The following is a 20184-nucleotide window of genomic DNA, read 5'->3' on the forward strand; positions in this document are numbered from 1 at the left end:
CATCCGGGCTACGAGGGCTACGAGGGCTTCACTCAGAGCAGCTTCGCGGACACGAACAGCGCGCGCACGGCGTTGGTCGCCTGCACCGCGAGGATGGCGTTGTCGGCGGCGCCTTCGAGAGCCGCAACCGCCTCCTCGTGCAGCGCGCGGAATTCCATCCACTCGACGGATTTGAAGTTGGTGAGGAATTGATAGGCCTGGCCGACGGTCGCGATCGCCAGCGTGTCACCGTTCAGGCGGATCTTGAACGTCGTGCGCAGCGGGGTCTCGGAACTTGATGGATCACTCATGGGCTGCTTCTGGACGATGACGGCTTAACGAAGGGACAACGGCAGCCCCGCCGTCCGGCAAATATCAGGAGTCGGTGCTGGCGCGCTGCGAAGCGGTCGCCGCGCCGCCCAGGCTCGGCACCACGACGAGGCGGTTGAACTCGCCGTTGTCCCAGGACTTGAGGAAGCGATCATAGTCCTTGATCGAGACGCAGCCGTTGGAGTCGCCTCGCGGTCCGAGCATGTAATTGTGGGTGAGCAGGCCGACGCGGCCGAGCGCGCTGGTGCCGTCGGTAGGCGTCAGGCGCAGCGCGCGGACGCCGTGGAACAGCTTTTCGCGCGGCTTCAGATCGTAGGTCGCGGGTGGGGTCGCACCAACCATCCGTTGGTCCACGTGGTCCGGATCATCCATCAGCGCGCCCATGCCCGAATGGGCTTCCAGCGCGACGCCGCTCGGCAAATAGAGTGCCTTCGCCTTGATGTCGTAGACCGCGGTGCGCGAATCGTAGCCGAGCGCGGCGAGATCAGGCGCCTTGCCGAACAGGCCGCTGTCGGGCGTCAGCGAGGCCAGCTTGATCTTGTCGGTGAACTTTTCGAAGAAGTTGCGATTGTCGACCCTGGGATTGGCCTCGGCATAGGCCTGGCTGGAGGCGATCTGGGCTGAGAAGTCCGCCTGCGCCGGGCGCGAGCGCGGCATCGGGACGGCGTCGGCGTGCTGCGAGGGCCGCGGCTCTTCGGCCACCGAACGATCGTCTTCGGTCAGGGTCGAGCGCCAGTCGTCGCCCTGCAGTTTCTGGGCGAGCATCGCCTTGGCGTCGCGGAGCTTGATCTGCACCGCATTCACGGCGGAGCGCTCCAGCGTCCCCAGGCCGAGCGCGGCCGGGCCGCCCGACGTCGAGGCGAAGCGGTCTTCAAAGGAAGGCGTATTGGCATTGGCCGGCGGCAACGCGGCGGTCACGAGCGGGGTCGAATCGCCGATGTCAGCAACCCAGGCAGCGGCGCCCAGCGCCAGCGCGACGGCAGCCAAAGACAGCAGTATCGTCTCCGCTCGCCCAATACGGCGGCGCGACAACAGCCTCTCGGCGCGTGCGCGGTCGGAAACCATCAGATCCCCAAATCGACCCCCGGGGGACCCAACCCCCACCCGGAGACTCTCTATACCAGCTACCACATTGGGAGCCAAAAGTTAGGCATAATCGCGGCCGGCAAGGCACGCCAGGGGTATCCAATGACCGATCCTTTCGGCCTAAACCGCTTCGTTCAGGCCCAAAACCCGGTTTATCGCGACGTCCAGCGGGAGCTGACCCGGGGGCGGAAGCAAAGCCACTGGATGTGGTTCATTTTTCCGCAGGTCGCCGGCCTCGGCTTCAGCGCCATGTCGCAGCGCTATGCCATCGGCTCGCGGGCGGAGGCGGAGGCCTATCTCGCCCACCCCGTCCTCGGCCCGCGCCTGATCGAATGCACGAAGCTCGTGCTCGCGGTCGAGGGGCGCACCATCAACGCCATCCTCGGTGCGCCCGATGATTCCAAATTCCGCTCATCGATGACGCTGTTCGATGTGGTCTCGAATGAGCCCGTTTTCAGCGAGGCGCTCGCCCGCTATTTCGCGGGCGAATGCGACGGCGCGACGCTGGAGATCCTGTCGAAGCTCGAACGGCAGCAATAGCGCCTGAGATCAGCGGCCCTGGAAGACGGCTGCGCGACGCTCGATGAAGGACTGAATGCCCTCCTTGGCGTCGGCGCTGCCCAGCACGCGGTCGCGGATTTTCGGAATGTACGCGATCGCCGCCGCCTCGCCGGCTTCGATGTATTTGGCCGCAGCTTCCTTGGTGACCTGAATGCCGAGCGGCGCGTTGTTCGCAATGATGGCGGCGAGCGCCATCGCCCGCTCGACCTGCTGTCCCGGCGGCACGACCTCCTGCACGAGCCCGATGGCGTGCGCGCGCTGCGCCGAAAACTCGTCGCACAGGAACAGGTGGTACATCGCATCACCCCAGCCGGCGCGCGTGAGGAAGCGGAAATGCGCGCCGCCGAGCGGCGCGATGCCGCGCTTGGCCTCCATCTGGCAGAAGCGCGCATCGTCAGCCGCAACCACGATGTCGCCGGCGAGCATCAGCTCGATGCCGATGGTGAAGACGATGCCCTGCACGGCGGTGACCACAGGCTTGCGGCAGCGCTTGGCAAGGCCAAACGGATCGACATTGCCCTCCTTGATATTGCGCTTCTCCGCCGTTGGGCCGAAGAATTTCGGCATGTCGAGACCCGCGGTGAAGTCCCGCCCCTCGGCGCAGACCACGCCGACACGATAGGCCTCGTTGTCGTGCAGCGCGGTGAGCGCATCAGACAATTGCTCCATCATCGCCGGCGTGAAGGCGTTCTTCTTCGCGGAATTGTCGATGATGATCTTGAAAACATGGCCGTGCACTTCGGTGCGGATCTGACCTTCGCTCATGTGTTTCTCTCCCTGACGACGCTGATCCGGCGCCCCTGCACTCGAATATGACACTCGTCATATTTCGACTTGCGCCATCTATGTCAAGCGTCATATTGTGGTTCCAGACTCGAATCCGGGCCCCTGATGACCACCACCACACGCGACAAGATGATCGCCGGCGCCGCCGACCTGTTGAGCCGCCGCGGCGTCAACGCCACCAGCATGCGGGACGTAGTCCGCCATACCGCAACGCCGCGCGGCTCGATCAGCCACCACTTCCCGGACGGCAAACGGCAATTGATCGCCGAAGCTGTGACCTTTGCCGGCAGGCAGGTGTCCATTCCCCTGGAGAAAGCCATGAACGAACGCGGCGTGATCGGCGGTCTCAGAGCTTTCGTCGCATCATGGCGCCGCCATTTGGAAGCAACCGGCTTCGAGGCCGGCTGCCCCGTGCTCGCCGTTGCCGTCGACCGCTATGTCGGCGAGCCCCACGACAAGGACGACGAGACGGCGCAGCAGCATTTGCTCGATCTCGCCGACGGTGTGTTCGCCGATTGGCGGCAGATCATGCATGCAGCCTTGTTGCGCGAAGGATTGGCTGCCGACCGCGCCGCGCGGCTCGCAACACTCGTCGTCGCCTCGATCGAAGGCACGGTCGCGATGTGCCGCGCCAGCCGCAGCGCCGACGCGCTCGATCAGGTTCGGGAGGAGCTGGAGACTATCCTGTCCGCCGCCCTCGCCCGCACCGCCGAATAGATTGGAAACGCATCGATGGACCTGTCCCGACGACGCGAGCTCGCACGCCATCTCGCCACCTTGCGCCGCGAGAGCCGGCAGCAAAGCGGCCTCGATGCGCATCTGATGCCGCCCGATGCCGACACGGCGTATCGCGTCGCGCAGATGGTGGAAGAGGAATTGGGCTGGGACGTCGTCGGCTGGAAGATCGCCGGCATGAAGCCCGGGCTGCAGCGCCAGCTCCGCACCTCCTCGCCAATCTACGGGCGGGTGTTCGCGCCGATGATCAAGGCCTCGCCCGCGCATGTCGAGCACGCCAGGCAGTGCAGCCCGATCCCGGAAGTCGAGTATCAGGCCCGCCTCGGCGCAGATCTTCCGCCCCGATCCAAGCCCTACACCGTCGAGGAAATCGGCGATGCCGTCGCCTCGCTGCATCCCGGCATCGAGCTGGCCGAATGTCGCTTCATCCACGATGCGGCGTTTCCGCCGATGCCGGCGATCCTGGCCGATGGCGCGGGATCGGGAACGATCGTGCTCGGCGAGCCGATCGCCGACTGGCGCAGCCGCGACATCGCGAATCAGGACGTCGTGCTCAATTGCAACGGCGTCGAGCGGCGCCGCGGCAGCGCGGCGGAAGCGATCGACCATCCGCTGGTGCCGCTGACCTGGCTCGCCAATGAGCTGTCGCGCACCGGCATCGGCCTCAAGGCCGGGCAGACGATCAGCACCGGCACGCTCACGGGCATGCTGCGGCCGAAGGCTGGCGAAATCTATGTCGCCGACTTTGGTGCACTCGGAACCGTCAGCGCGACCTACGCCTGAAGCGTTTCCGCGCGAGGCGCAGCCCTAGACGAATGGACGCATGCAGGAGGAGCATGCCGGGCGGCAACGTAAACCCCCGGTTAACACCGGCTGCCTATCCTTTGCGCAAAATAATTTTCTCCACCTGCGCAAATGCCGGACAGACCATGAAAATCGGTACGCTGCTGACCACCGCCATCGTCTCGCTCTCGACCGTTGGCGGCGGCCTTGCCGTCTACGTCGCCGTGACGAAGTACCAGACCATGGACAGGATCAGCGAGGCGCAAGGGCGGCTCGCGATCGTCCGCGCCGTCAGCGACATCCCGCGCTATCTCAACCCCGAGCGCGGCTTTGCCACCAACATCCTCTACGGCCCCGCGACCTACGACCCCGCACAGCTCTCCGAGCACGATAAGCTGCGCAAGCAGACCGACGGCGCCCGCGACAAGATGAACGCTCTGCGCAAGGAGCTGCCCGGCCCGTTCGACGACGGCAGCACCATCGGCAGCAATATCGACGGCATCAACTCGAAATTCAGCGCATTGCGCGAGGCCATCGACAGGGCGATGGCTGGACCGCCGGAGGCGCGCAAGGACGCCGCCAAAAAGATCGTCGCCGACAACGCCGTGCTCAACGGCAGCGTGACCGCTCTGCTGAACGAGCAGGTCCGCCGCATGGCGATCCTCAATGGCGATGCGTACCGCCAAGCGAGCTACGCCAACGTCGCGATGACGCTGCGCGACGTCGGCGGCTTCAACTCCAGCCTGCACAAGAATCTCGTCGGGGGCAAGAAACCGGCGACCGACGCGGAGAAGGCCGACATCAGCCGCTCGCAGGGCCGCAACGACCAGATCGTGATGACACTCCAGGAATTGCGCGGCAATCCGACGACGCCTGCAAATGTCGCCGCGGCGCTGGAGAAGTTCAACGCGATCTATATCGAGGAGTTCGGCCGCGAGCTCAAGCTGGTGAAGGACGGCGCGGTCAGCGGCAAATACGAACATGATATGGAGACCTATTACGCCTCGACGCAGCGCGGCCTCAGCACCATCATCGACGTCCGCGACGCCTTCTATGACAATGCCGAGCAGATCCTCGCCGGCGCCTCCTCCGCCGCGCGCACCAGCTTCACGATCGCGCTCGTCGGCCTCCTCGCCGTGCTGATCGCCAGCGCCGGCCTCATCGTGATGGTCCGCCGCCGCGTCTGCGCCCCGATCGTCAGCCTGACGACCCGGATGTCTCGCCTTGCCGAGGGCGAGGTCGCCGAAGAGATCCCCGGCGCCGAGCGCTCCGACGAGATCGGTGCGATGGCCTCAGCGGTCCAGGTGTTCAAGGACAACATGATCCGCGCCGACCGGCTCGCGGCCGAGAAGCAGGCCGAGAACGACGGTAAGATGCGCCGCGCCCAGGCGCTCGACGGCCTCACCCGCGCGTTCGAGGCCAAGGTCACCGAACTGGTCGGCGGCCTGTCCCGCGCCTCCTCCACCATGGAAATCACCGCGCAGTCGATGACCTCGACGGCGTCCCAGACCAACAGCCAGGCCGCGGTCGTGGCCGCCGCCTCGCAGCAGACCTCGACCAACGTGCAGACCGTCGCCAGCGCCACGGAGGAACTGACCTCGTCGATCTCCGAGATCGGCCGTCAGGTCGCGCAATCGACCGAGATCGCGGCCCGCGCCGTCGACAATGCCCGCCGCACCGGCGACACCGCCCGCGCGCTCGCCGAGGGTGCGCAGAAGATCGGCGACGTCGTCACGCTGATCCAGAGCATTGCCGAGCAGACCAATCTGCTGGCGCTAAATGCGACCATCGAGGCCGCCCGCGCCGGCGATGCCGGCCGCGGCTTCGCGGTCGTCGCCTCCGAGGTGAAGTCGCTGGCCGGCCAGACCGCCAAGGCCACCACCGAGATCTCCGAGCAGATCACGGCGATCCAGTCCGCGAGCGACGAGACCGTGGCCGCGATCCGCAACGTCGCCGACGTCATCGCCGAGATCGACCAGATCGGCACCGCGATTGCGGCCGCGATCGAGCAACAGGGCTCGGCGACCCGGGAGATCTCCCGCAGCGTCCAGGAGGCCGCCCGCGGCACCCAGGAGGTCAACACCAACATATCAGGCGTGCAGCGCGCCGCCGACGACACCGGTGCGGCCGCCAAGGAAGTGCTCGGCGCGGCCGAGCAGCTCTCGACCCAGTCGCGCGACCTCGCCGGCCAGTTCGACCGCTTCCTCGGCGAGGTCAGGGCCGCGTAGGCCCGGGGCTTCGTAGCCCGGATGGCGCGAAGCGTAATCCGGGATCTCTGACGTCATCGGCACCGCCCCGGATTGCGCTTCGCTCCATCCGGGCTACAGCACCTCAATAAGGCGGCGCCTTCCTTGCCCGCTGCGCCTTGGCCGCTTCGATCCACCACGTCAGATCCTCGGCGAAGCGCGGGAACGCGCGCTCCAGCGCCTTGCCGCCGTCGCCGATCGGCTCGCCCTCGGCCGACAGCGACTGCGCGATCGGGCCGACGCCGATCGTGCTCGACACCACCACCATGCCCATCTCCGACAGCGTGCCGTGCCAGGCGGTCGCGGCCCGTGCACCCGAGAAGCGGCCGGCGGAATAGCTGACGATCGCGGCCGGACGCCAGAACCATTCTTCGAGGAAATGGTCGGTGAGGTTCTTCAGGCCCGGCTGGATGCCCCAATTGTATTCGCCAGTGACGAAGACAAAACCGTCGGCGCCACGGATCTGGCCAGCCAGCTTCTCCAGCGCCTCGGGCGCCGTCCCTTTGGGATATTCCTTGTACATGCGGTCGAGCATCGGCAGGCCGATGGCCTTGGCGTCGATGAACTCGACGTCGTCGCCGCGGCCGCGCAAGCGATTGATGACGAAATTCGCAAGGCGGATGCCCATGCGGTCGGAACGGTAGGAACCGTAGAGGACGAGGATGCGATTGCTCATGGGCGCAAGCTAACACAAACCCCGCCGGTTTGTCGTGCTATCGCCTGCGCCCGCGTTCCAGCGTCTCCGACGGCGTCTCGCCGAATTGATCGCGATAGCTTCTGGAGAAATCGCTGAGATGCCAGAAGCCGAACGCCAGCGCGACGGCCTTGACGCTGTCGGCGCCGGCGAGCAGCCGCCGGCGCACCAGCCACAGCCGGCGCAGGCGCAGATAGCGGTGCAGGCTCATGCCGCGATAGCGGCGGACGACGTCGTGCATGGTGCGCACGGACAGGCCGAGCTTGCGCGCGATCTCTTCGCTGTAGATCGGCTGCGAGAGGTCCTCGGACAGCAGCGCGCGGATGTCCTGGAAGATCTTGAAGTTCCGCTCGTCATTGGGGCGCAGCGTCCATCGTGCGGGAACGACGCTCTCGAATGCGCCGTCGACGGCGCCGAGCAGGGATTCCTTCATGGCCGCGGCCTTCAACGGCAGGTCCGACGCATCAACCGGCTCCGACGCTGCGGCTAGCACCTCCCCAACCACGCCGCGCAACCGGTTGAGGCTCGCGGCGGTCGTCTCGAAGATCTTGAAGCTCAGCGCCGCCCGCGGCCAGCCGCGATCAGTAACCTCGGGGCGGAAGATCACCGAGGCAATGTGTCGCTGCACTTCCTCGATCGCGGTGTAGGCGGCCCCACCGCTACCGATCACGACAACCGGCCGCGCGCGCTGCGCGCCGTTGAACCGTACGGGCACGTCGAGGTCGTCCATCGTGAAGCCGACCGCCGTGCAATTGTCGACGAGCTGCGCATCGACGACGCGGGGAAATGCCCGCGTCAGATTCACGTCGCAGCCAGGCAGCGACAGAATGGTCTGTTCGGCCGAAATCCTCCGCACGAAGGGCGTGAACTCGAAGTTCAGGCCGCGGATGGCATTTCGAAATTCATCGACGTCGGAAAAGCGGAATATCTTTGGCGCCAAATTCGGCGCGTCATCAGCATTGTTCATGGCGATACAAGACGCAGCGTCGCGATCTGCGCGCGTCCGGCGGCAATGCCCCGGTTCGCTGGTCCCCCTTTCGGTTTCCCCGTTAGACCGAAAGAATCATCCTAACGTGTCCTGATCAGTTGGCGAGTGTCCCGTCCAAAGGACAAGCAGGAGTCGCGAAGCTCGCCGAATTTCGATAGCGTTTCCGGTGAAGCGGATGGTGCGCTGATACCCGAGACAAACCGGCCTCAAATCCAAAATTAACGCATGTCAGGCGCAATGATGAGCGTTGGATCGTCAAAGTTATTTTAAATTCAGGCTCCTGCCATGATGGCAAATTCGCCTGCCGATAGTCTCGCTGAATTGGAAGACGCGGTCGTAAACAGCCCGCCGGAGCGCTGCGTACGCATCCTAACGGGAATAGTCCGCCTGCTCGCAGCCAGCGGCAATCTGCCTCAGGACATGCTCGTCAACGTGGTCGACGGCGTCCTGCTGCGCCTTGCCGAGCGGGTTGCTCCCGACGCGCTGGTCGAGCTCAGCAAGGCACTTGCCGAGCTGAACGTGGCGCCGCGGGAGACATTGCGCCATCTGGCCTCGCATGAGAAGGCGGAAATCGCCTGTCCGCTCCTCCTCAAATCGCAGGCACTGTCCGCGGCCGATCTCGCGATAATCGCGGCGACGCGCAGCGAGCGGCAGCAATTTGCGATCGGCGCCCGCGACAGCATCGCGCCCGACGTGACCGAGGCGCTGATCAGGCACGCTGGCCCTGCACTCTGCCTTGCGCTGATCAAGAACCAGGGAGCCAAATTCTCCCACGCCGCCTATGCCGCCTTGATCGACCGGCACGGGCAGAATGATGAGGTCACGAAGGCGCTGGTGCTGCGGCCGGATACGCCCGACCTCGTCGTGCGGAAACTGCTCTCCGTCTCCTCCGGCAAGATCTCTCCCGGCAAGGCAGCACCGGCCAAGCCCAACGCCTTCGCTGTGCCGCCGGCGCCCGCATCCGTGCCGGTCACAACCAGGCTGCCCTGCCCGGCTGACTATGCGAATGCGAGGCCGGAGATCGTCGCCCTCAGCCGCGTCGGCAAGCTCAACAATTCCACGGTGAACCGCTTCGCGATCCGCGGCGAAACCGCCAATCTGGTCACGGCGCTGTCGGTGCTCTCGGGCGCGCCGGTCGAGATCGTCGAGCACGTCATGACCGACGGCGATTGCGAGGGCCTGGTCATGGCCTGCCGCGCCTCGCGGCTGAACTGGGCGACCACGCTTGCCATCCTGAGCAATCGCAGCGGCGCACGGCTCTCTTTTGCGGAGCGCGAGCGCGCGCAACACATCTTCGAAACGCTTCTGTTGTCGACCAGCCAATGGACGGTGCGCTGGGGGGAAATTGCAGCACGCGCCAATACGAGCGATACGGGACATCGCGGCGCAAAAGGTGGGGGTTAACCGATGAAGTTCGACGGTCGCAAAGCCTCTCGCGTGAAAATGGACCACCGGCAGCCCGTCAACCTGATGGGCTCCGACGGCACATGGCGGCGCAGTTGCGTGCTGCTCGACGTATCGAACACCGGCGCCAAGATCGAGGTCGAAGGCACGCTCGACGTGCTGCAGGCCAAGGAATTCTTCATGGTGCTGTCGTCGACGGGGCTCGCCTATCGGCGCTGCGAGCTGGTCTGGATCGACGGCACCACGGCCGGCGTCCACTTCATCACGGCAGACGGCAAGAAGAAGTCGGCGAGCGCGCCAGCAGCCGCCGCCAAAGTCTCAACCCAGGGCTCCGCTCAATAATTCCGGATTTCACTTCACGCATTGGACATCAGGTCTCAGGTCAACCAGTGCAGAACGCGCGAACCATATCAGGCTCCGTCAATCGCGACGGAGCCACTCGGGAGAAAGAGGCGGCGCGCCCGTTCGTGCATGTGCTGGCCGACTCCTCCGACAAATTATCGCGCGTCTGCTCGATGCTCGAAGAGCGATTCACCGTTGCGGGCGAACGGCTCGACGCCGACGCCAAGCTGTCGCAGGTGCCCTCCGCCATCGTCATTCGCGTAGAGCTGCGCGATGTCGACAATATCGCAGCCATCAAGAAGCGGGCCAGCAGGCTCGTCAAAGCCAGGAAACGCATCTTCCTGCTCGAGCACACCTCGCATGTCTGCGTGTCGCAGGCCTACGCGCTCGGCGCGACGCTGGTGCTTCCCGGCGTGGTCAACCGGAGCAGATTGCTCGCGGCGCTGTCCGATACCGCCGAGCCGGTGTCCACCTCGGGCGGTCAGGCGCAACCCGACAATGCGGTCGAGACCGCAGCGACCGCGATCGCATCGGTGTTCACCTCCGTCACGCTCGGCCAACCGGTCGATGTCGACGGCGCCAGGGAAGCCGGCCGGCAGATTGCCGATCGCATCACCCAGCACGGCCTGTCCGAATGGCTGACGACGGTACGGCGCCACCATGAGGGAACCTATCAGCACTGCCTGCTCGTGACCGGCGTCGCGATCGACTTCGGCCTCAGCCTCGGCGTCGGCCGAGCCGATCTGGAGCGCGTCTATTCGGCCGCCATGTTCCACGACATCGGCAAGGCGCGGATTCCGCTCGCCATCCTCGACAAGCCGGGCCGCCTCGATCCCGACGAGCGCGCCATGATCGAGACGCATCCGGCCGCGGGCTACGATTTCCTCAGGGAACACGAAGGGATCTCGCCCGAGATCCTCGATGCCGTGCGCCATCATCACGAATATCTCGACGGCAGCGGCTATCCGGATGCGCTCTGCGCCGAGAGCATCGGCGACATCGTGCGGATCCTCACCATCTCGGACATCTTCGCGGCGCTGATCGAGCATCGCCATTACAAGCCGACGATGCCGCGCGCCGAGGCTTACAACATTCTCTGCGGAATGAATGGAAAGCTGGAGAAGGCGCTGGTCGCATCATTCAAACAGGTCGCCCTCACGCGGTGAGCGCGACAACTATCCCCGACACAAACCTCAGTGCGTCGCGCGGTATCTGGCGCGGTGCGGGATGGAGCGGCATGCGAGCCCTTCCGCGAGCAGCTTCATGTCCTCGCGTTTGCCGCTGCGGATCAGCCGACTGAACTCCTCGGGTGTGAAGGGGAGAGTAGGATCATCATCGATCGGGCGCCGCACTCGCGGACCGAACAACCGTCGCACCAGGCTAGCCAGCCGCCGCATATCAATTCCCTCGCGCCAGCAACAAACCCTTTCGTCCGCATATTGTTCCTCCCGCACGATCGAGATTGCAAGGGCCATCGAGGACTCCGCACGAAAAATTTCGGTGAGAGAATCTTCTTCTCGACGAGTCGGCCTATCGTGCTAATCGGCAAAACCGACGTAACGCACGAACTCCTGATTGTGCTCGCGATCCGAGCGCACCGCATTCGCGGCAAAGTTGTCGTCGGGATAGCCCATGGCGACGCAGGTCATGATGACTTCCTCTTCCGGAATCTTCGCGACCTCGCGCACGATGTCGGAGCGCATGATGCCCTGCCCGTTGATGACGGAGCCGAGGCCGCGGTCCCACGCCGCGAGCACGATGCCGTAGCAGAGCGCGCCGAGATCGAAATGGCAGACCGCGCCGGGATCGAGTACGCGGTCATAGGTCAAGACCAGCGAGACCGGCGCGTCGAACTGACGGAAGCCGCGCAGCACCCAGTCCTGGCGCATCGGCTTGTCGTCGCGCGCGATCCCCATCGCGCCGAACAGCCTCTTGGCGATGTCGACCTGGCGGTTGCGATGGACGCCCTGATATTCGCCATGGCTGATGATGTCGCGCTTGACCTTGGCGCCGCCGACCATCTCTTCCATGTTGCGGCGGCGCACCTCTTCAAGCGGCGCGCCCGTCAGCACGTGGACATGCCAGGGCTGGGTGTTCATCGACGACGGCGCGCGCTTGGCACTCTCGATGATCGCCTCGACCACGGCGCGCGGCACCGGCTCGTTCTTGAAACCGCGCACGCTGCGGCGTGACTGGATCAGCGTTTCGAATTCCACCTGTTTGGCCTCCCTGCCCGTTCATTCCGCGGCATTGCAATTGTAACGCGTAATCGGTTGCCGATGCGGTGCGCCAAATCTATGCTAACCCGCAAGCAAGACCAAGAACCCAGCCCAAGGACGACCCGAGGACTAAAGCAATGCCCGCACCGCTCGATCCCGTCATCGCCGAGATCATTCCGCTGCTGCCGCTGCGCGATCCCACCACGATGACGCCACAGAGCGCCCGCGATGCCTTGCGCGCACTGGCTGCCTCGCGCGCGGCCGTGCCGCCGCCGCCCGTCGATGTCGTACAGGATATCAAGGTGAAAGGCGGCGCCGGCCCGCTCGATGCCCGCGTCTATCGCGTCGGCACCGTCCCCGCGCCGACCGTGGTGTTCTTTCATGGCGGCGGCTGGGTCGCGGGCGATCTCGAGACCCATGACCGGCAGGCGCGCAATCTCGCGATCGAGACCGGCGCGGTCGTCGTGTCCGTCGATTACCGTCGCCCGCCGGAGGTGCGTTTTCCCGGCGCCTACGAGGACGCCTTTGCCGCCGCACGTGACGTCTTCAACCGCGTCGCGGAATTTGGCGGCGATGCCAAGCGGCTCGGCGTTGCCGGCGACAGCGCCGGCGGCAATCTCGCCGCCGCCACCGCGATCGCCTGCCGCGATGCCGGCATCGCGCTCGCCGCGCAACTGCTGGTCTATCCCGTCACCGACGTCGTCGGCAATTATGCCGATGCACGCGAGAACGCGCGCTTTCCGTCGCGCGACGAGAATGCCGAGGGCTACTTCCTCACGCGCGCCACGATGGAATGGTTTTGCGGCCACTACCTCGCCAATGCCAAGGACGCCGCCGACTGGCGGGTCTCTCCGCTCCGTGCGACGTCGCTCAAGGGCCTTGCGCCCGCGATCGTGACCACCGCCTGGTTCGATCCCCTGCGTGACGAGGGCGCCGCCTATGCGCGCGCGCTGGAGGCCGCCGGCGTGCGGGTCAAGCACCATGAAGGCGCCGGCCTGATCCACGGCTTTTTCGGCCTCGGCGAGGCCTCCGAGGTCGCGCGCGCCGAGGCGCAGCGTGCGCGCTCCGATTTCAAGGCGTTGCTGATGCGCGGCGCCTAGAGGATCCCGACCGGACAAAAATCCGCGATGATGGCCATGGCGCGCATCGATCCAGCTTGATTGCGCCACGATTCCGGTCTCCAATTCGCCCGCCATCTTTTTGGTTTAGGGAGACACCTATGATGAAGCGGATTTTCCTGGCTGCGATCGTTGCCACCTTTGCAGCCGGCTCGGCCTTCGCGGACGACACCTGCGAGAGCAAGGCGGTCGGCAAGGACGGCAAGCCGCTGGCCGGCGCCGCCAAGACCTCGTTCATGAAGAAGTGCAAGGCCGACGCCTGCGCGCCCAAGGCCGTCAGCGCCGACGGCAAGCCGCTCGCCGGTGCCGCCAAGAACAGCTTCATGAAGAAGTGCGAGGTCAGCGCGTAAAGACGCTGCGAATTCGCGGCCTCTTTAGTGAGCAATCGCCTCATCGATTTCGTCATGGCCGGGCTTGTCCCGGCCATGCTCGTTTGACGAACCTCTTCCGCACCCGCCGCACGCGCAAATCAAAATCACCGCCACTCTGGACAGAAAGCCAGGACTGACGGATCATGCAGCGCTGAGCGAAACGGGGCGCATCGACGAGGGTTTTCAGGAGAGGGACGTCAAGATGTGGCAACTTCGAGTGCGTCATCAGATCGTGGCGACAGTGAGCGTGCTGTTCGCGCTGCTCATCAGTCTTGAGGCCGCGAATGCGAGAGGCCCCGGTCTGCCCAACGTCATGGTTCTCGCAACCGGCGGCACGATCGCCGGCACCGGGGCGAGCAGCACCACCGTGGTCGGCTACACCGCAGCCACGGTCGGCATCGACACCCTCCTGAACGCCGTTCCCGAGCTGAAAACCGTGGCCAACGTCAAGGGCGAGCAGGTCTTTCAGATCGCCAGCGAGAACATGAACAATGACTATTGGCTGAAGCTTGCCAAACGCGTCAACGCGCTCCTCGCGCAGGACGACGTGGACGGGATCGTGATCACCCACGGCACCGATACGATCGAGGAAACCAGCTATTTCCTGAACCTCGTCGTCAAGAGCAAGAAGCCCGTCGTCATCGTCGGCGCGATGCGGCCGTCGACGGCGATCAGCGCGGACGGCCCGATCAATCTCTTCAATGCGGTGATCCTGGCAGGCAGCGACGAGGCCGTCGGCAAGGGCGTGCTTGTGGCGCTCAACGACCAGATCAACGCAGCACGCGACGTCACCAAGAACAACACCTCGACGGCGGACACCTTCCGCACGCCCGAACTCGGCTTTCTCGGCTACATGCAGGGCAACAAGCCGTACTTCTATCGTCAATCGACCCGCCGGCACACGGCGGACTCCGAATTTGACGTCTCCAATCTCGATACGCTGCCGCAGGTCGATATCGTCTACGGCTATGCCAACATGAACCGGGTCGCGGTCGACGCGTTTGTCGCCGCTGGGGCCAAGGGAATCGTGCACGCCGGCGTCGGTGACGGCAGCCTTGCCCGCCCCGCGGTCGAGCCGGCCCTCGACGATGCGCACAAGAAGGGCGTCGCGATCGTTCGGAGCAGCCGTGTCGGCAACGGCATCGTCGCGCGCAATGGCGAAGCCAAGGACGACGAACACGACTTCATCGTCTCGGATACGCTCAACCCTCAAAAGGCGCGCATTCTGCTGATGCTGGCGCTGACCAAGACGACCGACAGCAAGGAAATCCAGCGGATGTTCTACACTTATTAGACCATCCGAAGCCTGGATCATGCGCTTGGATCATCCGAAGCGCGGTCGCCCTACTCCCGCTTGAAACGGTAGTCGAACGCGGCGCCGAGCGGCTTGATCAGTCCGACGGTCGGCGCCGGGAAATGGATCGGCAGGATCAGCGTGTCGGTGTCGGCGACGGAGGCAAAGAACTTCCGTCGCGACACCGCCGATTGCTTGGCATCCCAATCCGGCTTCGCCGACCAGTCCGGCTCGCGGCACTGGATCTGGTGATGCATGAGGTCGCCCGCGACGACCGCGCGCTGGCCCTTCGAGAAGATGTTCACGCAGCAATGACAGGGTGAATGCCCCGGCGTCGGCGTCAGCGTGACGGTATCGTCGAGCGCGTAATCGTCGTCGACCAGCAGCGCCTGCCCGGCCTGGACGATCGGCAGGCAATTGTCGCGAAACACCGTGCCCGGCGGGTTGTTGCCTTTGGCGTTCTCGGCCTCCCAGGCGGCATATTCGCCCTTGTGGAAGACATATTTCGCGTTGGGAAACGTCGGCACCCAGCGGCCGTCACGCAAGGTCGTGTTCCAGCCGGTGTGGTCGATGTGCAGATGGGTGCAGAACACATAGTCGATCTGCTCGAAGCCGATGCCGAGCGCGAACAGCTCGTTGCGCCAACGCTCCTTGCCCGGAAAATCGAACGGCGGCGGATGGCCCTTGTCCTCGCCGGTGCAGGTGTCCACCAGAATGGTGTAGCGCGGCGTGCGCACCACGAAGGTCTGATAGGTGATCACCATCATGCCGCGCGCGGCGTCATAGACCTCCGGCTCCATGGTCGGAAGATGACGCCTGAATATGTCGTCGTCATAAGCCGGAAAAAAATCTTGTGGGCGCCGCCACGGCCCTTCCCGTTCGATCACCGCATCGATGGTGATGTCGCCGATCTTCAACTGCTTCACGCGCCCCTCCCGATTTTTCTCAAGCGTAACGAACGGGTTCGCGGCGTTCAAGGCGGGTGTGCGCAGGCCTGCGTTGCCGAGTTCCCATCACTCACGCGCCAAACATTGCGTGGACTCTTGCGACAATATCCGCGCAGCAACGCATACGCGTCGCTCAAGCGTCACACGCTCGTCGTCGGCCGCACTCGATACTCCACGTGTCATCTGAGGTGAAACGCGCACAGATTGTGCAGCAGAAAAGATCACGGGGCAGGACGTGGACAAGAAAAGTCTCTTCACGCTGGTATCGTCGCTCTCGCTCGCGGCATCGCTGGCCGGCACGGCTGTGCCCGCATACGCCGACAACGACAATCGCGGCCGCGATTCCGACAATTCCCGCGGTCACGATCACGGCCATCACGGACGTCGATCGCCGGTGGTCCTCATCTCGCTCGACGGCGCGAAGCCTGATTTCATCCAGCAGTTCATCGACGAGGGCGTGCTGCCGCGTGACGGCGGCCTGGCGCGGCTGAGCCGGCATGGCGCAGTGGCGTTGCAGAACATCACGGCCTCGCCTTCGCTCACGGCGGTGTCGCATATCGAGATCGCGACCGGTTCGAACGCGGTCCACAACGACATCCCCTCGAACACCTTCCAGGCGATCGTCGGGCCTGTTACCTCGAGCATCAGCGGCTTTGCGGCGCCGATCGGCGGCTATCGTGAGAGCCCGCTCGGACCTTCGCAGCACCTGACGGCGTTGCCGCTGTGGGTGCAGCTGCGCCAGCAGGGCAAGAAAGTGGTCACCGCGACATGGCCGGGCGGCGACGGCGCCGACGTCTCGATCAACGGCACCTTGGTGCAGCCGGCCCAGCCGATCCGCGTCACCGACTACACGGTGCCGTTCGGTGCATTCGGCGGCCTTAGCGCCCAGGGCTTTTCGCTCTCCAAGACGGACTTCGCCACTGACGCGGGGGTGAGCGCGGCCCTCCAGGCGGCCGGCCGCTTCTCGTTCAGCCCGGTGCTGGCGACGTCGAATCCGATCGAGACGTTCTCATGCGCCTCGGCGTCGACCGCGACCTGCACCAGCGCGGCGACGCAGGACCTCAAATACGCGATCCGCGTTGCGGCGCTCGACACCACCAACGACAACAAGGTGAACTACGACACCCTCGTCTTCTTCGACGCCACGCGCGGCATCCCGGCAGGCCCCTTCGCCCCGCCGTCAACCGGTCCGGCTTACGCAAAATTCGGTGGCGAGAACGCCCCGTTCTTCTTCGAGGGCAGTGGCGCCAAGGTCGGCGCGGCCTATTACGTCTCGCAGCTCGCACCCGATCTGTCGGTGGTGCGATTCGCCCGCTACGGCGCCAACTACATCCCGCGCAACGCACCCGTGCTGGCCGATGTCGACGACATCAACAACAGCATCGGGTTCTGGCGTCCGCAGGCCGACTTCCGCATTCCGGAGCGGCTGAGCCCGGGTTTCACCAACTTCCCCGACGTCGAGATCGAGGCGATGTTCGAGGACATGGTCAAGACCTTCGTGCGCTACCAGGCCGACATCGGCGAGCGCGCCATCAAGAACAATCCCGACGCCGACCTCGTGATGGTCTATATCGAGCAGCCCGACGGCTCCGAGCACCAGTTCCTGCTCACCGATCCGCGCCAGGGCACCAACCCGAAGGACCCGAACTCGATCGGCGCCAACCAGGATGCCGCCAAGGTCGCCCGCTACAAATCCTACATCCGCTTCGCCTATCAGACGGCGGACAAGGCGGTGAAGCGGATTGCCGACGCGGCCGGCCCGGACAGCAACGTGATCGTCGTGTCCGACCACGGCTTTGCACCGTTCCACACCTCGGTCAGCATGACCAACATCCTGAAGAACGCCGGCATCGACACCACCAAGGTGGCGATCCGCACCTCGGGGCCGGCGGTCAACATCTACGTCAACCTGCAGCAGCGCGAGTCCGGCGGCACCGTCGATCCCGCGACCTACACCGCGCTGGTGACGCAGATCACCGATGCCGTGAAGAACGCGGTCGACCCGAACCCGAAATTCAACGGCTCGCTCGAGGGCGGACGTCTCTTCACGGTGGTAGAGACCCGCCCGCTCCAGTGCGAAGCCGGCCTCGGGCAGTGCACCAGCAAGACCATCGGCCAGGACTTCGGCGATGTGTTCGCGCTGATGGCGCCGGGCTATAATTTCGACGGCATCCAGAGCCCCGGCGTCGCCCGGCTCGGCGATACGCCGTTCAACGCGGCGACGACCATGCTGTCGATGCCCAATTTCTACGGGGCCCACGGCCACGATCCCAAGCTGCCGGTGATGAGCGCGACCTTCATCGCCGCCGGTCCGCAGATCCGCGACAACACCACCATCCGCCGCATGCGCAATCTCGACGTGGCGCCGACCATCATGCAGATCCTGGGCGTCAGGCCGCATGGGGTCGATGGCGAAGTGCTGCGCGAGATCCTGCGGTAGCGATCGACAGCCACAACGGATGGGCGCCGATCGGCGTCCATCCCGCGAGTTTATTGCAACTCTCTCGATTTGGTTGTAGCCCGGATGAAGCGAAGCGTAATCCGGGGCCGAACCATCCGCATCGCATCACCACCGGCGTGGCACGAATCCCGGATTGCGCTGCGCTCCATCCGGGCTACCGATCCCGGTCAGCTCCGCAATCCCGGCGCTTCCTGCCCGGTCCGCGCGACATATTCCGTATAGCCGCCGCCATATTGGTGGATGCCTTCCGGCGTCAGCTCCAGCACGCGGTTCGACAGGACGCTGAGGAAATGCCGGTCATGCGAGACGAACAGCATGGTGCCTTCGAAATCCGCCAGCGCCGTGATCAGCATTTCCTTGGTGGCGAGATCGAGATGGTTGGTCGGCTCGTCCAGCACCAAAAAGTTCGGCGGATCGAACAGCATTTTGGCCATCACGAGGCGCGCCTTCTCGCCGCCTGACAGCACCCGACAGCGCTTCTCGACGTCGTCGCCGGAGAAGCCGAAGCAGCCGGCGAGCGCGCGCAAGGAGCCCTGCCCCGCGGTCGGAAACTGGTCTTCCAGCGACTGGAACACGGTGCGCTCGCCGTCGAGCAGATCCATCGCGTGCTGCGCGAAATAGCCCATCTTGACGCTGCCGCCGAGCGCGACCGTGCCCTCGTCCGGTTCGCTGGCGCCCGCAACGAGCTTGAGCAGCGTCGACTTGCCGGCGCCGTTGACGCCCATCACGCACCAGCGCTCGCGCCGGCGGATCATGAAATCGAGGCCGTCATAGATGCGCTTGGCGCCATAGCCCTTGAACACCTTCTTCAGGGCGACGACGTCTTCGCCCGAGCGCGGCGCCGGCGGGAAGTCGAAGGCCACGCTCTGGCGGCGGCGCGGCGGCTCGACGCGCTCGATCTTGTCGAGCTTCTTCACCCGGCTCTGCACCTGGGCCGCATGCGAGGCGCGCGCCTTGAAGCGCTCGATGAACTTGATCTCCTTGGCCAGCATCGCCTGCTGGCGCTCGAACTGCGCCTGCTGCTGCTTCTCGTTCAGCGCGCGCTGCTGCTCGTAAAATTCGTAATTGCCGGTGTAGGTCGTGAGCGAGCCGGAATCGATCTCGACCACTTTCGAGATCACGCGGTTGATGAACTCGCGGTCATGCGAGGTCATCAGCAGCGTGCCTTCGTAATCGTGCAAAAACTTCTCCAGCCAGATCAGGCTTTCGAGATCGAGATGGTTGCTCGGCTCGTCGAGCAGCATGACATCGGGGCGCATCAAGAGAATGCGCGCCAGCGCCACGCGCATCTTCCAGCCGCCGGAGAGCTTGCCGACGTCGCCGTCCATCATCTCCTGGCTGAAGCCGAGGCCTGACAGGGCCTCGCGCGCCCGGCCATCGAGCGCGTAGCCGTCGAGCTCCTCGAAGGCGTGCTGCACCTCGCCATAGCGCGCGATGATCTCGTCCATCTGGTCGGCCTTGTCGGGGTCGGCCATGGCGGCCTCGAGCTCGCGCAGCTCGGCCGCGACCTCGCTGACGGGCCCTGCCCCGTTCATCACCTCGGCCACGGCGCTGCGGCCAGACATCTCGCCGACGTCCTGGTTGAAATAGCCGATGGTGATGCCGCGATCGGTCGAGACCTGCCCCTCGTCGGGCAGTTCCTCCCCGGCGATCATCCGGAACAAAGTGGTCTTTCCGGCGCCGTTCGGCCCGACGAGCCCGATCTTCTCGCCCTTGTTGAGGGCGGCGGAGGCTTCGATGAACAGGATCTGGTGGCCGGCTTGCTTGCTGACGTTGTCGAGGCGGATCATGGGGTCTTTTGGGGGGATTTTTGCGTTGCAGCGTCATAGGCCATACGGGC

General features: G+C 65.0%; 20 protein-coding genes. 11 read left to right on the forward strand and 9 right to left on the reverse strand.

Annotated features, from left to right (window positions below; genetic code table 11):
- Window positions 1-32: 32 nt before the first annotated feature.
- Together RAD16_RS06220 and RAD16_RS06225 are read right to left on the reverse strand one after the other, a co-directional pair.
- Complete coding sequence (locus RAD16_RS06220; RefSeq protein ID WP_326898474.1) at window positions 33-290, reverse strand: hypothetical protein; 258 nt, start codon at window positions 288-290, stop codon at window positions 33-35.
- A gap of 64 nt (window positions 291-354) precedes the next feature.
- Window positions 355-1305: a DUF2778 domain-containing protein gene (locus RAD16_RS06225; protein WP_458157401.1), complete on the reverse strand. Its 951-nt coding sequence runs from the start codon at window positions 1303-1305 to the stop codon at window positions 355-357.
- A 192-nt stretch (window positions 1306-1497) separates the two neighbouring features.
- Here RAD16_RS06225 and RAD16_RS06230 point away from each other — a divergent pair, with 192 nt between their 5' ends.
- A complete protein-coding gene (locus tag RAD16_RS06230; protein WP_458157004.1) occupies window positions 1498-1935 on the forward strand; it encodes a DUF1810 domain-containing protein in 438 nt (145 codons plus the stop codon).
- Window positions 1936-1944: 9 nt separating this feature from the next.
- Here the strand turns inward: RAD16_RS06230 and RAD16_RS06235 are convergent, their stop codons facing one another.
- Window positions 1945-2721, reverse strand: a complete 777-nt coding sequence (locus RAD16_RS06235) for a crotonase/enoyl-CoA hydratase family protein (RefSeq protein WP_458157005.1) — start codon at window positions 2719-2721, stop codon at window positions 1945-1947.
- Window positions 2722-2847: 126 nt separating this feature from the next.
- On the opposite strand from RAD16_RS06235, the gene RAD16_RS06240 reads away from it, so the two are divergent.
- From RAD16_RS06240 to RAD16_RS06250, 3 genes are all read left to right on the forward strand, one after another.
- On the forward strand, window positions 2848-3459 hold the full coding sequence (locus RAD16_RS06240) for a TetR/AcrR family transcriptional regulator (RefSeq protein ID WP_458157006.1): 612 nt from the start codon (window positions 2848-2850) through the stop codon (window positions 3457-3459).
- Between the two features lie 15 nt (window positions 3460-3474).
- On the forward strand, window positions 3475-4260 hold the full coding sequence (locus tag RAD16_RS06245; protein ID WP_458157007.1) for a 2-keto-4-pentenoate hydratase: 786 nt from the start codon (window positions 3475-3477) through the stop codon (window positions 4258-4260).
- Window positions 4261-4406: 146 nt separating this feature from the next.
- Window positions 4407-6488 (forward strand): methyl-accepting chemotaxis protein, encoded by a 2082-nt coding sequence (locus RAD16_RS06250; protein WP_458157008.1) that lies wholly within the window; start codon window positions 4407-4409, stop codon window positions 6486-6488.
- 103 nt (window positions 6489-6591) lie between these two features.
- Here RAD16_RS06250 and RAD16_RS06255 read toward each other — a convergent pair whose 3' ends face one another.
- Window positions 6592-7182, reverse strand: coding sequence for an NADPH-dependent FMN reductase (locus tag RAD16_RS06255; protein WP_458157009.1), 591 nt, complete (start codon window positions 7180-7182; stop codon window positions 6592-6594).
- Between the two features lie 37 nt (window positions 7183-7219).
- On the reverse strand, window positions 7220-8167 hold the full coding sequence (locus RAD16_RS06260; protein WP_458157010.1) for a helix-turn-helix domain-containing protein: 948 nt from the start codon (window positions 8165-8167) through the stop codon (window positions 7220-7222).
- A gap of 306 nt (window positions 8168-8473) precedes the next feature.
- On the opposite strand from RAD16_RS06260, the gene RAD16_RS06265 reads away from it, so the two are divergent.
- From RAD16_RS06265 to RAD16_RS06275, 3 genes are read left to right on the forward strand one after another with little or no spacing between them, the layout of a single operon-like run.
- Window positions 8474-9592: a DUF2336 domain-containing protein gene (locus RAD16_RS06265; protein WP_458157011.1), complete on the forward strand. Its 1119-nt coding sequence runs from the start codon at window positions 8474-8476 to the stop codon at window positions 9590-9592.
- A 3-nt stretch (window positions 9593-9595) separates the two neighbouring features.
- Entirely contained in the window at window positions 9596-9934 is a 339-nt protein-coding gene (locus tag RAD16_RS06270; protein WP_458157012.1) for a PilZ domain-containing protein, read from the forward strand.
- A 47-nt stretch (window positions 9935-9981) separates the two neighbouring features.
- Window positions 9982-11100 carry an HD-GYP domain-containing protein gene (locus RAD16_RS06275; RefSeq protein ID WP_458157013.1) on the forward strand — a complete coding sequence of 373 codons (1119 nt, stop codon included), beginning with the start codon at window positions 9982-9984 and terminating at the stop codon, window positions 11098-11100.
- Between the two features lie 27 nt (window positions 11101-11127).
- Here RAD16_RS06275 and RAD16_RS06280 read toward each other — a convergent pair whose 3' ends face one another.
- On the reverse strand, window positions 11128-11409 hold the full coding sequence (locus RAD16_RS06280; protein ID WP_458157014.1) for a hypothetical protein: 282 nt from the start codon (window positions 11407-11409) through the stop codon (window positions 11128-11130).
- Window positions 11410-11472: 63 nt separating this feature from the next.
- Complete coding sequence (locus RAD16_RS06285; RefSeq protein ID WP_458157015.1) at window positions 11473-12150, reverse strand: nitroreductase; 678 nt, start codon at window positions 12148-12150, stop codon at window positions 11473-11475.
- 140 nt (window positions 12151-12290) lie between these two features.
- On the opposite strand from RAD16_RS06285, the gene RAD16_RS06290 reads away from it, so the two are divergent.
- The 3 genes from RAD16_RS06290 (at window position 12291) to RAD16_RS06300 (ending at window position 14936) form a co-directional block, all read left to right on the forward strand.
- The gene (locus tag RAD16_RS06290; RefSeq protein ID WP_458157016.1) at window positions 12291-13253 is read left to right on the forward strand and encodes an alpha/beta hydrolase; all 963 of its coding nucleotides are present in this window, start codon (window positions 12291-12293) and stop codon (window positions 13251-13253) included.
- Between the two features lie 119 nt (window positions 13254-13372).
- Window positions 13373-13621, forward strand: a complete 249-nt coding sequence (locus RAD16_RS06295; protein WP_458157017.1) for a hypothetical protein — start codon at window positions 13373-13375, stop codon at window positions 13619-13621.
- A 223-nt stretch (window positions 13622-13844) separates the two neighbouring features.
- Window positions 13845-14936 carry a type II asparaginase gene (locus RAD16_RS06300; RefSeq protein WP_458157018.1) on the forward strand — a complete coding sequence of 364 codons (1092 nt, stop codon included), beginning with the start codon at window positions 13845-13847 and terminating at the stop codon, window positions 14934-14936.
- Window positions 14937-14986: 50 nt separating this feature from the next.
- Here RAD16_RS06300 and RAD16_RS06305 read toward each other — a convergent pair whose 3' ends face one another.
- Entirely contained in the window at window positions 14987-15862 is an 876-nt protein-coding gene (locus tag RAD16_RS06305) for an MBL fold metallo-hydrolase (RefSeq protein WP_458157019.1), read from the reverse strand.
- A gap of 256 nt (window positions 15863-16118) precedes the next feature.
- Here RAD16_RS06305 and RAD16_RS06310 point away from each other — a divergent pair, with 256 nt between their 5' ends.
- Entirely contained in the window at window positions 16119-18323 is a 2205-nt protein-coding gene (locus RAD16_RS06310; RefSeq protein WP_458157020.1) for an alkaline phosphatase family protein, read from the forward strand.
- Window positions 18324-18511: 188 nt separating this feature from the next.
- Here the strand turns inward: RAD16_RS06310 and RAD16_RS06315 are convergent, their stop codons facing one another.
- Entirely contained in the window at window positions 18512-20134 is a 1623-nt protein-coding gene (locus RAD16_RS06315) for an ABC-F family ATP-binding cassette domain-containing protein (RefSeq protein WP_458157021.1), read from the reverse strand.
- Window positions 20135-20184 lie beyond the last annotated feature (50 nt).

This window comes from Bradyrhizobium sp. 18BD, assembly GCF_054185225.1.

Bases quoted from the DNA above. Each gene is read 5' to 3' on its own strand.
- RAD16_RS06250 (WP_458157008.1), top strand. From the start codon at position 4,407: ATGAAAATCGGTACGCTGCTGACCACCGCCATCGTCTCGCTCTCGACC.
- RAD16_RS06230 (WP_458157004.1), top strand. From the start codon at position 1,498: ATGACCGATCCTTTCGGCCTAAACCGCTTCGTTCAGGCCCAAAACCCG.
- RAD16_RS06235 (WP_458157005.1), bottom strand. From the start codon at position 2,721: ATGAGCGAAGGTCAGATCCGCACCGAAGTGCACGGCCATGTTTTCAAG.
- RAD16_RS06315 (WP_458157021.1), bottom strand. From the start codon at position 20,134: ATGATCCGCCTCGACAACGTCAGCAAGCAAGCCGGCCACCAGATCCTG.
- RAD16_RS06295 (WP_458157017.1), top strand. From the start codon at position 13,373: ATGATGAAGCGGATTTTCCTGGCTGCGATCGTTGCCACCTTTGCAGCC.
- RAD16_RS06245 (WP_458157007.1), top strand. From the start codon at position 3,475: ATGGACCTGTCCCGACGACGCGAGCTCGCACGCCATCTCGCCACCTTG.
- RAD16_RS06280 (WP_458157014.1), bottom strand. From the start codon at position 11,409: ATGGCCCTTGCAATCTCGATCGTGCGGGAGGAACAATATGCGGACGAA.
- RAD16_RS06260 (WP_458157010.1), bottom strand. From the start codon at position 8,167: ATGAACAATGCTGATGACGCGCCGAATTTGGCGCCAAAGATATTCCGC.
- RAD16_RS06300 (WP_458157018.1), top strand. From the start codon at position 13,845: ATGTGGCAACTTCGAGTGCGTCATCAGATCGTGGCGACAGTGAGCGTG.
- RAD16_RS06240 (WP_458157006.1), top strand. From the start codon at position 2,848: ATGACCACCACCACACGCGACAAGATGATCGCCGGCGCCGCCGACCTG.
- RAD16_RS06220 (WP_326898474.1), bottom strand. From the start codon at position 290: ATGAGTGATCCATCAAGTTCCGAGACCCCGCTGCGCACGACGTTCAAG.
- RAD16_RS06270 (WP_458157012.1), top strand. From the start codon at position 9,596: ATGAAGTTCGACGGTCGCAAAGCCTCTCGCGTGAAAATGGACCACCGG.
- RAD16_RS06255 (WP_458157009.1), bottom strand. From the start codon at position 7,182: ATGAGCAATCGCATCCTCGTCCTCTACGGTTCCTACCGTTCCGACCGC.
- RAD16_RS06290 (WP_458157016.1), top strand. From the start codon at position 12,291: ATGCCCGCACCGCTCGATCCCGTCATCGCCGAGATCATTCCGCTGCTG.
- RAD16_RS06265 (WP_458157011.1), top strand. From the start codon at position 8,474: ATGATGGCAAATTCGCCTGCCGATAGTCTCGCTGAATTGGAAGACGCG.